This window comes from Actinoallomurus acaciae (assembly GCF_042429965.1).
GTDB classification, from domain to species: Bacteria; Actinomycetota; Actinomycetes; order Streptosporangiales; family Streptosporangiaceae; genus Actinoallomurus; species Actinoallomurus acaciae.
This window is the reverse complement of record NZ_JBHLZP010000137.1, coordinates 13,530-29,035: the sequence shown is the minus strand read 5'-3', so window position 1 is coordinate 29,035 and position 15,506 is coordinate 13,530. Positions and strand designations below refer to the sequence as shown.

Sequence of the window (15,506 nt, the reverse complement as noted above, 5' to 3'; positions counted from 1 at the left end):
CACCGCCGTGGCGGCGCGGGCGGCCGTACGAGGCCGCGTTCTCCGACGACGGCCGCTGGGCCCGCTGGGCCGGGCACCTCATGCGGCGCCCGTGGCCGTACCTCATCGTCATCACGGCGCTGCTGCTGCTCTGCGCCGCCCCCGCGCTCCGGTTGAAGCTGGGGGCCGACCTCCAGCGGAGCGTGCTCCTGCGGACTCCGAGCGGCAACGGGATCGCCGTCCTGGAGGCGGACTCCTTCGCCGGGGCGGAGGGAACACTCGTCGTCGACGTCCGGCGTCCACCGGGCGGGCCGGCGCCCGACGTGACCCGGCTGGCGGCCGCCCTCGAACGCGACCGGCAGGTCGATGCCGTCGCCGTGGGCCGGACCCGGTTCGCCGCGGTCCTGCTGGTCGTTCCCCGCGAGGCTCCCGACTCGCCGCGTACGGCGGCCCTCGTACGGCGGGTCCGCGGTGAGATCGCGCCGGCGAACGTGCCGCGCTCGTCTCCCGTGCTGGTCGGTGGCGTCAGCGCCCTGCTCGTCGACGCCCATGACGAACTCGTGCGGAAGCTGTGGTGGGTGCTGGCGTCGGTCCTGGTGTCGACGTTGCTGATCTTCGCCGCCCAGACGCGGAGCGTGCTGATCCCGCTGAAGGCGGTCGTCATGAACCTGCTGACCTGCGGCAGCACACTCGGCCTCTTCGTCTTGACGTTCCAGTTCGGGATGGGTGAGCGGGTGCTGGGCTTCCACGGCGACGGGATCATCCAGGTCTATCTGCCTCTCCTGCTGTTCGCGATCGTGTTCGGGCTCTCGACCGACTACGAGGTCTTCCTGGTCCGCCGTATTCAGGAGATCTATCGCCGTACGGGGGACAACACCGCGTCGGTCGCCGCCGGCGTACAGCGCACCGCCCGGCCCATCTTCGTCGCCGCGGCCGTCCTGGTCGCCGTCGGCATCGCCCTGCTGCCATCGCCCGTGGTGGAGCTCAAGGAGTTCGGCTTCGCGCTGCTGGTCGCCATCGTGATCGACGCGACGATCGTCCGTCTGGTCCTGGTCCCCGCGCTGATGCGCGTCCTCGGGCGCTGGAACTGGTGGTGGCCGCGCCCGCTGAGAACCGCGCTGCCGGACCGCCCGCCGACCCCGCCCCAGAGGGTGACGCCCGTCTCCCCCGAACCCCAGTCGCTGACCGAAAGGTGACGAGATGGCAGCCCGCGAGATCCACGCGACCCGGGACGGGCTCAAGACCGGCCCCGTCCCGCCGCTGAGCCCGGTCGAACGGGCGTTCCTCGCCTATGACGCCGCCCACCCCCGGGTCAACCTCGCGATCGGCGGCCTGGCGCTGTTCGAGGGGCGCGCACCCGCGATCGACGAGGTCCGCCGGTGGTTCGGGGAACGGCTTCCCGCACTGCCCCGCCTCGGCAGCCGGCCGGTGCCGGCCGGTCGCCGCCGGAACGCCTGGCTGCCACTCGCCCCGCACGCTCTCACGGCCCTGATCGGCGACCGGGTCGTGGCCCCCGAGCAGGGCCGGATGGGCCTGATCTCGGCGGTCGACGACCTGCTGCAGGAGGAGGTCCGCGACGGCGGCCCCCTGTGGCGGGCCTGGCTGCTGCGCGGTCACGCGGAGGATGAGTTCGCGCTGCTGTACCTCGGGCATCACGCGCTGCACGACGGCATGTCCATCCCGCACCGGGTCGCGGGAGGCCTCCTGAGCCCCGATCCGCCGGGCCCGCCGCAGGACGAGCACCGCACGCCACGGCACGGGCCGGCGCGGGCGAGGCCGGGCCTCCGGGAGATGACACGCGGCGGAGCCAACCTCGTGCGCGGCTTCTGGCCTCCCGCCCGGCCGGCGACGGGCGCCGGCCTCACCGGCGCCCGCAGGCTCACCTGGGCGTTCACCGACCTGAGCCTCCTGCGGCACGTCGCACGCGAACACCGCACCACCGTCAACACGGTCTTCCTCGCCGCACTCACCGCGGTCCTCCGGGAGTGGCCCGGCTCGCCCTGGCACGACCTCTCCGACCCCGACCGGCGGCCGTGGGCGCTGGTCCCGATGAGCACACGGAGCCGGCCCGGCGGTGGAGCGGTGGGCAACCGGTTCATCCCCTTCCGGGTCGGACTGCCGTGCGACGAACCCGCACCCGTACGGCAGCTGGCGATCTTGCACGCCGCCACCGAGCGAGGCAAGGGCGACGGCCGAACGGCGGCGGAGAGCCGGCTCGGCGCGACCATGCCGGGATGGCTGGCGAGGCTGCTGGTCGAGGCGACCCAGAGTCCCCGGCACAGCCACCTGCTCGCCACGAACGTGCCCGGCCCGGACCGTGCGCTGGAACTCGCCGGCCGGCCCGTGACCGGGTTCGTCCCCGTGTCGTACCTGCCCGCCGGGCAGCCCCTCGGCGTGGCGCTCACGACCTACCGAGAGCGGACGTGCGCAGCGTTCGTCACCGACAGCGGCTGTCCCGACCCGGGGGACCTCGCCGACCGATGGCTCCGCGCCGTACAGCGGCTCGTGCCGCCCGCGCGGCACACCCCGTCACCCTCCACACAGCGATGAAAGGGGTCATGTTGACCCAGCCGCCACCGCCGACGCCCGGCGCCCCGACCGTCGACGACCGCTCCTACACGGACGTCGTGGACCGGCTGTCCCGATCGTCGGTCCGCAAGAGCTGGTCCCCCTACCGCGACATCCCCTGGGACGACCCGGAGTTCGGCATCGACCCCGCCGACCCGCGCTGGCGGCTCCCCGACGCCGACCGGCTGAGCGCCACCCGCTGGTACCAGGGCCTGAGCCCGGCGGTGCAGGCGCGGCTGGGCCTGTGGCGGGTGACCGCGATGATGCAGACCGGCGTGCAGTTCGAGAACATCCTCAAACGAGGCCTGCTCACCTTCGCGCGCCGCCTGCCGGCCGGCTCTCCCGCGTTCCGATACGCGTACCACGAGGTCATCGAGGAGGCCAACCACGGCATGATGTTCCGGGAGTTCGTGACCCGCACGGGCCTGCCCGTCCCCGGCCTGCCGGCCGTCCGCGGGGTCCTCGCCGAGCTCGTGCCCCTCCTGCCGTGGCTGTCACCGGAGCTGTTCCTCATCTTCGCGCTGGCCGGTGAGGAGCCCATCGACCACGCTCAGCGCCGGGTGCTGCGGGAGGCCTCCCGCACCCACCCGCTCCAGGTGCGGATCATGAGAATCCACGTGGCGGAGGAGGCGCGGCACGTGTCGTTCGCCCGGCATCACCTCCGGCACCGCGTTCCCCGGCTCGGCCGCCTGCACCGGACGCTCCTCGCGCTGGCGATGCCGGTGGTCGTCCGGATCGTCGCCGGGCTGGTCCTCGGCCCGCCGTGCTCGATGAACCGAGAGTTCGCCATCCCGCGCCGCGTCCGGGCCCGGGCCTACCGCGATCCGGCGTGGCGGGCGGAGTTCCGCGCGGCCGTGGCGGGCCCGCGCCACCTGGCCGCCGAGCTGGGACTCATGACCCCCGCCGGCGCCCGGCTCTGGCGGCTGCTGGGCCTGAGCGACACGGACCCGCGGAAGGAGATGACGCGATGACCGTCGTCGTCACCGGCGGCACCGGATTCACCGGCACGTACCTGCTGCGCTCGATGCTGTCACGTGATGTGGGCGACGTGGTCGTGCTCAGCCGCGACGAACCCGGCAAGGCGCACGGCCGTCTCCTGTCCGCGCTCGACGCTCTCGGCACGCCGCCCGCCGTGCTGGACGCGGCACGCCGGCGGGTCACCACCGCCCAGGCGGACATCGGGCGTCCCGGGCTGGACCTTCCCCAAGACCGGTTCCGGGCGCTGGCGGACTCGATGACCGAACTCTGGCACTGCGCCGCCGACACGACCCTCCACGCCGATCCCGTACGCCTGCGGCGGGCCAACCTCGACGGCACACGGAACGTGCTCGCCCTGGCGGAGGCCGCGGCGCCCGGCACCCGCGTCCGTCACCTCAGCACCGCGTTCGTCGCCGGCCGCCGCCGGGAGGGGCTGATCCGGGAGGACGACCTGGACGGCTCGGCGGGCTTCGAGAACGCGTACGAGCAGTCCAAGTACCACGCCGAGGCGGCGGTGCGCGACTGGTCGTGCCGCACGGGCCGGCCCGTACTCGTCCTGCGTCCCAGCCTCATGATCCCCGACGGTCCCGTCCCGGCGGGCGCACCGAGCCACCAGCTCGCTTCGCTGGTCAGCCTGCTGGTACGGATGCGCGCCGTGCATCGGCGGCCGGGCGCGGCACCGATGACGGTCCGGCTGCCGGGCCGTCCCGACGCACGGCTCAACATGGTGCAGGTCGGCCACGCGGCCGACCTGATGCTGGACGCGTCCGCGCGGACCGCCGCCCGGCCCGCCGAGCGCACCGTCACGACGCTGCACGTCGTGCATCCGCAGGACACTTCGGCCGAGCACCTGTGGCGGCTGGCGGCCGAGCACGTTCCCGAGTTCCGCTTCACGCTCGGCCCTCCTCCGGCCGATCCGAACTTCTTCGAGCGCTTCGCGGCCAAGTACCTCCAGCCGTTCCTGCCGTTCGCCTGGCACCGGCGCTCCTATGACCGGTCCCGGCTGCTCTCCCTGCTTCCCGGCGGGCACGAGCCGGGCCCGCCGAACCTCGACTTCCTGTTCGACGAATTCCCCCCGGCCCGGATCGAACGGCAACCGGTGGCCACGGCAGAGAGGCCCTCTTCTCGATGAACCCCGTCTACGACCTCGTCTGCGAACGACTCGTCTCGTACTTCGGCGTGCCGGCCGACCTCGTACGGCCGGAGGCGACCATGGAAGACCTCGAGATCGACTCCCTCGTGCTCGCCGAGATCGCCGTCATCCTGGAGGACGAGTGCGGTTTCCGCGTGGAGGACGCCGTCTCCGGTGCCACCGTCGACATGACACTCGGCGAGATCGCGGCCCGGCTGGACCGGGAGCGCCTCCGCGCCAAGTCCGCCGAGGCCGCCGAGAGCGCCTCGTGAACCGCGCCGAGACGGCGGTCACCGGGCTCGGCCTGGTCACGCCCGCGGGAATCGGCGTGCCCGCGACGTGGGCGGGCCTCTGCGCCGGCCGGTCGACCGCCGGACGCGACGAGCGGCTCGCCGGCCTCCCCGTGGACCTGTCGTGCCGCGTACCGGGGTTCGACCCGGCCGCCCGGCTGGGACGGAGACTCATCTGGCGCATCGACCGGTTCACCCAGCTCGCCCTGGTCGCCGCCCGCGAGGCCGTGGCCGACGCGGGCCTCGACCCGGCCGGCTGGGACGGCACACGTGTCGCCGTCGTCATCGGCTGCGGCGGGGGAGGGGACCACCTGACCGAGGAGTACGAGAAGTTCCGCGCCGGTCGCATCCGGGCCATGTCGCCGCTGGCCATCCCCCGCACCGCCGCCAACATGGTGGCCGGGGAGATCGGGATGGACCTCCAGGCGCTGGGCCCCAACCTCGTCACCTCCACCGCCTGCGCGTCGGGTACCACCGCGATCGGGGTGGCCCGCGACCTGCTGCGCGGCGGAGCGTGCGACGTGGCCATCGCCGGTGGCACGGAGTGCGCGTGCGTTCCGCTGGTGACGGCGATGTTCGCGCAGATGCGCGTGCTGTCCGATCGCCGCGACGACCCGGCGACGGCGATCCGGCCGTTCGCCTCCGACCGGAACGGATTCGTCCTCGCCGAGGGAGCCGGGATCCTCGTCCTCGAACGCGCCGCCGACGCGGCGGCGCGCGGCGCGGACGTCCACGCCTACCTGGCCGGGTACGGCGCGACCGCCGACGGCTACCACCAGACCGCGCCCGATCCGTCGGCGCAGGGGGTGACCAGGGCGATGCGCGAGGCGCTGCGCGACGCCGACATCGACCCGCGCGACGTGCACCACGTCAACGCCCACGCGACCGCGACCCCGCACAACGACCTGGCCGAGGCCCGCGCCCTGCACGCGGTGTTCCCCTCGCCGCCGCCGGTCACCGCGACGAAGAGCATCATCGGGCACTCCATCGGCGGCGCCGGAGCGATCGAGGCGGCCTGCACCGTGCTCACGCTGCGGCACCGGACGATCCCTCCCACGGCCAACCTCGACCGCCTCGACCCGGCCATCGACCTCGACGTCGTCACCGGGAGCCCCCGGCGACGGCCGATGGCGGCGGCGATGAGCAACTCCTTCGCCTTCGGCGGCCAGAACGCCGTCCTGGTCTTCCGCGCCGCCTGACGGCGCCCCCGTCCCCCTCGCCGTACGCCCGAAAGGCCGGTGTCCTCCCTTGCCTGGAATCGTCGCGGGAAAGAGATTCCTCATCACCGGCGTCATCACCGACGCCTCGATCGCCTTCCACGTGGCCGCGCTCGCCCAGCGGGAGGGCGCGCAGGTCGTGCTGACCGGCCACGGCCGGCTCGGCCTGGTCGAACGGATCGCCAGGCGGCTCCCCGAACCCGCGCCGGTGATCGAGCTCGACGTCGCCGACACGCGGCAGCTCGGCTCGCTCACCGACCGGGTCGGCGAACATCTCGACGGCCCGCTCGACGGGCTCCTCCACTCGATCGCGTACGCGCCGCCGACCGCGCTCGGCGGCAACTTCCTCACCACTCCGTGGGAGGACGTGGCCACGACCCTGCGGGTGTCGGCGCACTCCCTGCACGCCCTCACCACGGCGCTGCTGCCGGTGTTCGCCCCCTCCGTGTCGGTCGTCGCCCTGGACTTCGACGCCGGCAAGGCCTCGCCCGGTTACGACTGGATGGGGGTGGCCAAGACGACGCTGGAGTCGTGTGCCCGTTACCTCGCCGCCTCCCTCGGCGGCCGGGGCGTACGGGTCAACCTCGTCGCGGCCGGGCCGCTGAACACCATGGCCTCGCGGGCCATCCCCGGCTTCGACGGCCTCGGCGCCTGGTGGGAGACCCGCGCGCCGCTCGGCTGGAGCACCGAGGACCACGCCGGTGTCGCCCGCGCGTGCGTCGCGCTCATGTCCGACTGGCTCCCGGCCACCACCGGGGAGATCGTGCACGCCGACGGCGGCGCCCACGTCGTGGCGCAGGCGATCGGCTGACCCGGGCAGGTTCCCCGCGCCCGGACAGGGGGTGATCGCACACCGCACGACCGGCCCACCCGATCGACGAATCAAGGAGGAAGACATGGATCCAACCGAACACGTCGCCGCCGGCACAGGCGGCCGGCGGCGCACCCCGAACCGGCGCCGGCTCATCCGGCTCGGCGTTCCGGCGCTGGCGCTGATCACGCTCGCGTCGGCGTTGATGCTGCTCAGGCCCATGCCCGCGCACGCCGCCGCGTCCGTCGAATGCGCCGGCGCGAGCCTGACCACCGCGACCCTGAGCGCGGCGTTCCCCCAGCCCAAGGGCGTCACCTGGACGGCCGGCGGAAAGCTGGGAAGCTGCACGGACGTCTCGGTCGGCAAGGGCGCCAAGGTCAAGGGCGGCTCCTGGAAGGCGTCGGGCCGCGCCACCGGCAGTTGCACGGCCGCCGATGTGACCGGTTCTGCCACCTTCACCTGGAACCTGGCCGGCGGCGGCACCGCCACGAGCACGACCGGTGTCGAATCGGGCACGGTCGCCGCGTCCTCCGTCGGCGTCAGCCTCGGCGGAATCGACTCCGGCAAGTTTCACGGGGCGTCGATCGTCGTGGCCGGTTTCGAACCCACCATCGCATCGATCCTCTCCCGCTGCCCGATCGAGCCGAACGACGTCGTGGGCAGCAAGGGCACTCTCTCGATCATCGGTTAGCGACCGCGGGTGAAGCCCGCCTCGGCCGCGTCGGGAAGGGGTGGCGTCAACGCCACCCCTTTTCGACGCGTTTGGCCTAAAAGACGGCTGTACGCCCGAACTCACGACGCTCGACGTTCTCACAGGTCAGCGAACGGACCATAACACTCCGCACTAGGGCGATTACCCAGTGGAACCATCCCCGTGACGTAGTTCGGTTGCGTCAGCAGGGGGAGGGTTTTCCGTACCCCGCGCCCGACGATCGATGGTGTCAGCCCGCACGAGCCTCGGCTGGAGAACCCCGGTTCTCCGAGCATCGATCTGCCAAACGGGGGCACCCAAATGCACGAGCCGGACTCTGTCCAACTCACCGACGGCATGCAATCCGGCGCGGTCCTGCATCACCTCGACGCCGCACGCCACCGCGCTTCCTGGCCGACGGTCTCCGCCGTCATCCCAACGCTCAACGAGGCCGAAAATCTCCGATGGCTCCTGCCCCGGCTCTCCGGGGTGAACGAGATCATCATCGTCGACGGCGAGTCCGACGACGGCACCGCCGACATCGCCCGCAAGCTACGCCCGGACGCCGTCCTCATCGAGCAACCCCCCATCGGCAAGGGCGCCGCCATGCGCGCCGGCTTTCAGGCCGCCACCAGCGACGTGATCGTCTCGATCGACGCCGACGGGAGCATGGACCCGAAGGAGATCGACGCGTTCGTCGCGCTGATCTGCTGCGGGTTCGACGTCGTCAAGGGTTCCCGCTACTGCGTCGGTGGCGGCTCGGACGACCTGACCCTCATCCGCCGGGCCGGCAACCTCTGGCTGACCCGGCTCGCCAACGTGCTCTACGGCGTGCGCTGGACCGACCTGTGCTACGGCTACATCGCCCTGCGCCGCTCCGTGGTCGACCGGCTCGGCCTCGAGGCCGACGGCTTCGAGATCGAGACCGAGCTGTGCGTCAACGCGATCACCGCCGGCCTCCGCGTCGCGGAGGTGCCGAGCCACGAGCTCGACCGCAGGTCGGGCGAGTCGAAGCTCAACGCGCGCCGCGACGGCCTGCGGGTCCTGCGCACGATGATGCGCGGCCGGCGGACGCCCCCGCCCCCGGCCCTCCCCCGCTACGAGCCCGGCTTCGAGGAGGCGGGCTGATGAGGATCGAGGTCATCCGTCCCGAAGAACTCGGCGAAGCCGAGCTGCGCCGGTGGCGCGGCTTTCAGGCCTCCACCCCCACCCTTGCCAACCCCTTCCTGTCGCCGGAGTTCACGCTGGCCGTCGGCCGGTTCCGCGCCGGTGCGCGGGTGGCCGTGCTCAGCGACGGCGACGGCGTCGCGGGATTCTTCCCGTACGAGCGCCACGCGCTCGGCATCGGCCGGCCGATCGGCGCCGGGCTGACCGACTGCCAGGGCGTGATCGCACCCTCCGACCTGGAGTTCGACGTACGCGCGCTGCTGCGCGCCTGCCGCCTTTCGGTCTGGGAGTTCGACCATCTGCTCGCCGAGCAGGCCGCCTTCGCGCCGTACCACGCGGAGATCCGCGTCGAGCCGGTCATGGACCTGCGCGAGGGCTTCGCGGCGTACGCCGAGGGCGCGCGTCTCCGCGCGCCCAAGACGATCAAGACGGTGCGCTACAAGGAGCGCAAGCTCGGCCGCGAGGCCGGCGAGGTCACCTACACCTTCGACGAGACCGACCCGGCCGAGCTGCGGCGCCTGATGGTGTGGAAGTCCGCCCAGTATCGCCGCACCGGCCGTACGGACCGGTTCGCCGAGTCGTGGATCGTCGCGCTCGCCGAGCACCTGCACGCCACCGGCACCGGCGTGCTCAGCGTGCTGCGCGCCGGCGACCGCCCGATCTCGGCCCATCTCGGGCTGCGTACGGGCACCGTCATGGCCGGCTGGTTCCCCGCGTACGACACGGAGTTCGCCAAATACTCTCCCGGCATGATCGGCCATCTGCGGATGGCGGAGGCTGCCGCGGAGGCCGGCGTCACGCAGATCGCGATGGGCCGCGGTGGACGCGAGTACAAGGACTGGCTGAAGAACGGCGAGTTCCCGATCGCCGAGGGCCGGGCCGCCCGCGCGTCGGCGGCCGCCGGGCTGCACTGGGTCAAGGGCGCCCCGGTGCGCCGGGCGCGCAGCGCCGTGCTCGCCCACCCCGCCCTGTACGCACGCGCCGACCGGGTGCTGAAGACCTACGCGCGGCTGCGCGGTATGCGCACCGGGGACGCGGCGTGAAGATCTCCGTGGTCATCTGCGCCTACACCGAGGAGCGCTGGGACGACGTGCTGGCCGCCGTCGCCTCCGTACGGGCCCAGAGCCTCGCGGCGCACGAGGTGATCGTCGTGGTCGACCACAACCCGACGCTGCTCGGGCGGCTCCGGCCGGCCCTGCCGGACGTGAAGGTGATCCCCAACTCCGGGCCGCAGGGGCTGTCCGGCGGCAAGAACACCGGCGTCGCGGCGTCGGCCGGCGACATCGTGGCCTTCCTCGACGACGACGCGGTCGCCGAGGCCGCCTGGCTGTCGGCGATGGCGAGCGGCTACGACGGCGCGAACGTCGCCGGGGTCGGCGGCCTGACCCTTCCCCGGTGGGACGGCGCGACTCCCCGGTGGTTCCCCGAGGAGTTCGCCTGGGTCGTCGGGTGCACCTACCGGGGCATGGTCCGCGGGCCGATCCGCAACCTCATGGGCGGCAACGCCTCGTTCCGGCGTGAGGTCTTCGACGTGGCCGGCGGTTTCCGCAGCGGCATCGGGCGTACGGCGAGCGGGCGGCCGCTCGGCTGTGAGGAGACCGAGTTCTGCATCCGCCTGCGGCAGGCCGCGCCCGAGACCGTCCTGCTGTACGACGACAACGCGGTGATCTGGCACCGCGTGCCGGCCGAACGCGCGCGCTTCGCCTACTTCCGCAGCCGCTGCTACGCCGAGGGCCTGTCGAAGGCGCTGGTGACGCGGAGTGTCGGAGTCGGCGACGGCCTGGCCAGCGAACGCCGGCACGCCATGGTGGCGCTGCCCCGCGGCATCGTCCGCGGCCTGCGCACGGCGGTCACCGGTGACCCGTCGGGGCTCGGCCGCGCGGCCTCGATCGTCGCCGGACTGGCGTTCACGACGTTCGGCTACGCCGCCGGGTCGCTCCTGGCACGCGACGGCCACCCGCCGTCGATGAGCATCCGCGCCGGCCGGGGGGGCCGACGCGAACGGGAGGCACATTGACTTCCTCCCCCTCCGAAGAGAGGGATTCCAGCGGTCACCTGCTGGGCTTCCTGTTACAGCGCCGACTGCCTGGTTCGGGAGGACTCCCGTTGAGGTCTTACATCAGCTCCGCAGGCGTTTCAGCTCTCCGCCGGCCCGGCGGCGAGAAGGTCACGTGCCGCGCGGTCATGCATGGCGCCGCACCCGCACGTCCAGGTGCGATGGGCCTTCTCACGATCGGCGGAGCCCCTGGCCCTGCGGGACGGTTCCCGCTGCGCCTTCGCCGGGCGGGCCCGGTCCTTCCGCCCATGCCGGTGAAGGCGGCCGTCGGGCGTCGGCGAAGTTCGATGCCGGACCGTCCCGGCCACGCCGGGCCGCTCCTGGCGGAGTCCGGATTCCTCTCCGGCCCGAGGGCCGGGGCATCCTCCGGAGGTATCAGGTGAACGACGCGACACGAGCCGGCGCGGTGCCGGTGCTCATGTACCACTCGATCGGCGGCTCCGACCGGCTGGCCGTACGGCCGGAGGCGTTCGCCGAGCAGATGGCCTGCCTCAAGGAGCGCGGTTACACGCCGCTGCCGTTCGGCGAGCGCACGCGCCCCGCCGTACGGCCCGTGGTGATCACCTTCGACGACGGCTACGCCGACTTCCACGAGCACGCGCTGCCGGTGCTCGAACGGTACGGCTTCGCCGCGACGCTGTTCGTGACCACGGGCTGGCTGCACGACGCGGGGCCGCGCGCGGCGGGGGCGCCGCCCGGCCGCATGCTCACCTGGCGGCAGACCGCCGAGGTCGCCGCCGCCGGGGTCGAGATCGGCGCGCACGGACACAGCCACGCGCAGCTCGACCAGCTCGGCGAGGAGGCCCTGCGCGAGGAGCTGCGGCGCAGCCGCGGCCTCCTGGAGGAGCGGCTCGGCCGCCCGGTGCGCACGATGGCCTACCCGTACGGCTACTCCAGCGCGCGGGTGCGCCGCGAGGTACACGCCTGCGGCTACACCGCGGCCTGCGCGGTGGCCAACGCGGTCATGACCGGGCGGCACGATCGGTTCGCCGTGCCCCGGCTGACCGTACGCGCCGCGACCTCTCTCGACGGGTTCGAACGGGCCCTCGAAGGCCGGGGGTTCCGTACCGACCACGCGCTGACCAAGGGCTACGCCGTCGTACGCCGGTCCCGGTACGCCGCACGCCGGTTGCGGGGAGTCGCGTGACCCGGCCGCGCGTCCTTGCGCGTTCACGGGAGGACACGAGACTGAAGCGCATGATGGCGCTCCGGGGTGAGCTGTCCAACCCGCTGTTCCGCAACGCGTACGCACTCATGATCAACGGCGGCCTGACCGGGGTCCTCGGGCTCGGCTACTGGCTCCTCGCCGCACGGATCTACGACCCCGCCGAGGTCGGGCGGCAGTCCGCGCAGAACCAGGCGATGATGTTCCTCGGCGGCCTGACCGCGCTGAACTTCATCCTCATGCGGTTCATCCCCGAGATGGGCCCGCGCACCCGCGCCCTGGCGCTGCGCACCTACCTCGCCGGCGTGCTGGCGGCGGCCACCCTCGCCGTGGGGTTCCTGCTGACGCTGCGCTGGTGGGGGCCGTCGTTCTCGCGCCTGGCCACGCCGCGCCACGGGCTGTTCTTCGTGCTGGCGGTCGTGTCCTGGAGCCTGTTCACCACGCAGGACGGCCTGCTCACCGGGCTGCGGCGGGCGACGTGGGTGCTGGGCAAGAACACCCTGTTCGCGTGCCTGAAGGTCATGCTTCTGGTGGCCCTGGCGAGCGCGCTGCCGGGCGACGGGATCACGGTGTCCTGGGTGGTCTCGGCGGCGGCGCTGCTGCTGCCGGTCGAGGCGTTCGTGCAGCGGCGGCTCATCCCGCGGCACGTCGAGGAGACGACCGGCGACCGGCCGATCCCCTCGGGCGGGCAGATCGGCCGCTACCTCGCCGGTGACTACACCGGCACGCTCTTCTACTACGCGCTGTGCAACCTCGTGCCGGTCGTCGTCGCCACCACGCTCTCCGCCAGCGACAACGCGTACTTCTACATGGCCTGGGTGCTCGGCGCGACGGTCGACGTCCTCGCCGTGAACATGGCGATGTCGCTGACGGTCGAGGGCGCCTTCGACGTCGACGGGCTGGCCGTCGCCACCCGTTCCGCGATGCGGCGGATGGCCCTGATCCTCGTGCCGATCACCGCGGTGATCTTCTTCGGCGCCGAGCCCGGCCTGTCGCTGTTCGGTCCCGGCTACGCCGAGCAGGGCGCCCCGCTGCTTCGCCTGCTCGCGCTGGCGGCGCTGCCGAAGGCGCTGATCGAGCTGTTGATCGGGGTGCTGCGGGTGCAGCGCCGCGCGCGCATGATCGCCCTGCTGCAGGCCGTGCGCTTCGCGGGCGTCCTGGCGCTCGTGCTGCTGCTCAGCGGCCGGCACGACGTCGCCGGCCCCGGTTACGCCGTGCTGGCCGTCACCGTCGCGGTCGCCGTCGCCGTGCTGCCCGCGCTGTTGCGCGCCGTCAAGCCGATCCCGGCCGAGCCGGTCCTCCTCCAGGAGGACGACGAGGACACGCTCGCCCAGCCCGTGGCGCTCGCCCAGTCGGGTGCCTCGGTGAGCATCGTGCGGGACGACCCCGGCGAGCCGGGCGACGTGCCGGACTCCGCCGAACCCTCGGGCCGGCGGCCGTGGGGCGCCCTGCTCGCCTGGGTGCTGTTCCTGACCGGCCTCGGCCTCTACTGGGTGCCGCTGCGCCACGTGAACATGCTGCGCATGGACGGGTACGGCCTGGTGTCCGTGCTGCCGATCGCGACGTTCGTCGGCGGCGGGCTGCTCGTCGTGGCGTTCATGTTCACGCTCTGGCTGCGCCGCCAGTACCGCGTGCTGCTGTTCCTCCAACTCGTGGCGATCATCGTGTCGCTGCACGGCCTGGCACCCGCCCTCGAGACGTACGCCCGGCCGGAGACGGCCTGGCAGCACAACGGGTTCGTGGAGTACATCGGCCGCACCGGCGCCGCCGACTACGCGCTCGACGCGCGGTTCAGCTGGCCGGGCTTCTTCGCGCTGATCGCCTTCGTCACGCGCGCCGCCGGGATGCGGGGCATCGAGCCGCTCCTGCACTGGGCGCCGGTGGTGAGCCAGTTGCTCTACCTCGCGCCGATGTACCTCATCCTGCGGGTGATGCGGGCCAACTGGCGGGCCCAGTGGCTCGCCATCTGGCTGTTCGCCGCGGCCGACTGGGTCGGCCAGGACTACTTCTCGCCCCAGGGCTTCGGCTACCTGCTGTACCTGGTGTTCATCGGGATCCTGCTCAACTGGTTCCGCCCGCAGACCCGGCCGGCGGCGTGGGCGGCCGGCGGCGGACGGCTGCACTCGTTCGTCCGCGGCCCGTTCGGCTCCGGTGAGCGACCGCCCGCCGAGACCTCGGTCGGCGAGCGTACGGTCCTGCTGTTCGTGCTGGTCGTGGTGTTCGCCGTCACGACCGCGAGCCACCAGCTGACCCCGTTCCTGATCCTGTTCGTGTGCGGTGCGCTCGTGCTGGTACGGCGGAGCACGCTGCGCGGCCTGCCGATCCTGCTCGGCGTCATGGTGGCCGCGTGGGTGAGCTTCATGACCACGGCGTACTGGGCCGGGCACGTCGGCGACCTGTTCTCGGGCATGGGCGCGCTGCTGTCGAACCTCACCGGCGGCGTGGCGGGCCGGGTCAGCAGCGGCAGCGAGAGCCTCGCGACGGTCCAGACGGGCCGGATCCTGATCGCCGCCACCGTCATGATCGTTGCCGGCCTCGGCCTGCTGCGGCGACGGCTGCGGCGGATCGACGACCGGGTGGCGCTGATCCTGCTGGCCGTGCCGTTCCTCGCGGCGGGCCTGCAGAACTACGGCGGCGAGATCGCGCTGCGCGTGTACCTGTTCGTGATCCCGGGCGCGTGCATCCTGGCGGCGTACCTGTTCTTCCCCACGACGTTCACCGCCCCGCGCCGTACGCTCGCCGTCCTCACCGCGACCGCCTGCGGCCTCGTCATCGCCGGCGGGTTCTTGTTCGTGCGTTTCGGGAACGAGAACTTCGAGGAGGTGCACCCGGCCGACGTCCGCGCCTTCAACACGATGCTGAAGCAGACGCCGCACAACGTGATCAACGTGGTGTGGCTGGCCGACCCCGAGGATGCCGCCGGATACTTCCCGATGATGCCGTGGGGCGCCACGAAGATGGAGCACTTCGACTACTCCGCCGTACGCGCTCCCGCCGACCCCTCCAACCTGACGGACATCGTGCAGGCGCTGCTGGACCGGCCGGGCGGCTACTTCATCACGACTCGCGGCAACGAGGCGTACAACCACTTCAACTACGGCCTGCCGCTGTCGTACGCCGACCGGATGCGCGCCGCGCTGGCCTCCTCGCCGCAGCTGCGCCCGGTGACGGTGAGCGAGGACGCGGCCGTGTACACGCTGCGCCAGCCGCCGCCCGGCGTGTCACCGTTGCCGGCCAAGGCCCCGCGTTTCGGTGTCCGGCACACGACGTGGACCCCGATCGGCCTGTGCGCCATCCCGCTGCTGATCGTCATCCTGGTCGCCCGCGAGGTGCTGCGGATCCGCATCCGCCCGGGCGAGACATGGCGCCTGCAACCACTGACGGTGTGGTCGAGCTTCCTGGTCATCGTCCTCGCCGTCGTCATCGTCGAGCGATTCCTGGTATTGGGGTAG

At 72.7% G+C, this 15,506-nt stretch carries 13 protein-coding genes; all 13 read left to right on the top strand.

Annotated features, from left to right (window positions below; all coding sequences use genetic code 11):
* The coding region (locus ACFFNX_RS19790) for an MMPL family transporter (RefSeq protein ID WP_378204010.1) at nt 1–1,175 on the top strand (1,175 nt) is incomplete at its 5' end.
* A gap of 4 nt (nt 1,176–1,179) precedes the next feature.
* Nucleotides 1,180–2,529, top strand: a complete 1,350-nt coding sequence (locus tag ACFFNX_RS19785; RefSeq protein ID WP_378204007.1) for a WS/DGAT domain-containing protein — start codon at nt 1,180–1,182, stop codon at nt 2,527–2,529.
* Nucleotides 2,530–2,537: 8 nt separating this feature from the next.
* A complete protein-coding gene (locus tag ACFFNX_RS19780) occupies nt 2,538–3,518 on the top strand; it encodes an AurF N-oxygenase family protein (protein WP_378204004.1) in 981 nt (326 codons plus the stop codon).
* Complete coding sequence (locus ACFFNX_RS19775) at nt 3,515–4,657, top strand: SDR family oxidoreductase (protein WP_378204001.1); 1,143 nt, start codon at nt 3,515–3,517, stop codon at nt 4,655–4,657. The genes ACFFNX_RS19780 and ACFFNX_RS19775 overlap by 4 nt, the downstream gene beginning before the upstream one ends.
* A complete protein-coding gene (locus tag ACFFNX_RS19770) occupies nt 4,654–4,929 on the top strand; it encodes an acyl carrier protein (protein WP_378203998.1) in 276 nt (91 codons plus the stop codon). The genes ACFFNX_RS19775 and ACFFNX_RS19770 overlap by 4 nt, the downstream gene beginning before the upstream one ends.
* Nucleotides 4,926–6,146: a beta-ketoacyl-[acyl-carrier-protein] synthase family protein gene (locus ACFFNX_RS19765; RefSeq protein WP_378203994.1), complete on the top strand. Its 1,221-nt coding sequence runs from the start codon at nt 4,926–4,928 to the stop codon at nt 6,144–6,146. Before ACFFNX_RS19770 ends, ACFFNX_RS19765 begins: the two co-directional genes overlap by 4 nt.
* Nucleotides 6,147–6,195: 49 nt before the next feature.
* The gene (fabI, locus tag ACFFNX_RS19760) at nt 6,196–6,975 is read left to right on the top strand and encodes an enoyl-ACP reductase FabI (protein WP_378203991.1); all 780 of its coding nucleotides are present in this window, start codon (nt 6,196–6,198) and stop codon (nt 6,973–6,975) included.
* Nucleotides 6,976–7,060: 85 nt separating this feature from the next.
* On the top strand, nt 7,061–7,666 hold the full coding sequence (locus ACFFNX_RS19755) for a hypothetical protein (protein ID WP_378203988.1): 606 nt from the start codon (nt 7,061–7,063) through the stop codon (nt 7,664–7,666).
* A gap of 357 nt (nt 7,667–8,023) precedes the next feature.
* The gene (locus ACFFNX_RS19750; protein ID WP_378203985.1) at nt 8,024–8,794 is read left to right on the top strand and encodes a glycosyltransferase family 2 protein; all 771 of its coding nucleotides are present in this window, start codon (nt 8,024–8,026) and stop codon (nt 8,792–8,794) included.
* Nucleotides 8,794–9,876 (top strand): GNAT family N-acetyltransferase, encoded by a 1,083-nt coding sequence (locus ACFFNX_RS19745; protein ID WP_378203982.1) that lies wholly within the window; start codon nt 8,794–8,796, stop codon nt 9,874–9,876. The genes ACFFNX_RS19750 and ACFFNX_RS19745 overlap by 1 nt, the downstream gene beginning before the upstream one ends.
* Nucleotides 9,873–10,850: a glycosyltransferase family 2 protein gene (locus ACFFNX_RS19740; protein WP_378203979.1), complete on the top strand. Its 978-nt coding sequence runs from the start codon at nt 9,873–9,875 to the stop codon at nt 10,848–10,850. The genes ACFFNX_RS19745 and ACFFNX_RS19740 overlap by 4 nt, the downstream gene beginning before the upstream one ends.
* 418 nt (nt 10,851–11,268) lie before the next feature.
* The gene (locus tag ACFFNX_RS19735) at nt 11,269–12,036 is read left to right on the top strand and encodes a polysaccharide deacetylase family protein (RefSeq protein WP_378203976.1); all 768 of its coding nucleotides are present in this window, start codon (nt 11,269–11,271) and stop codon (nt 12,034–12,036) included.
* 50 nt (nt 12,037–12,086) lie between these two features.
* On the top strand, nt 12,087–15,506 hold the full coding sequence (locus tag ACFFNX_RS19730) for a lipopolysaccharide biosynthesis protein (protein WP_378203973.1): 3,420 nt from the start codon (nt 12,087–12,089) through the stop codon (nt 15,504–15,506).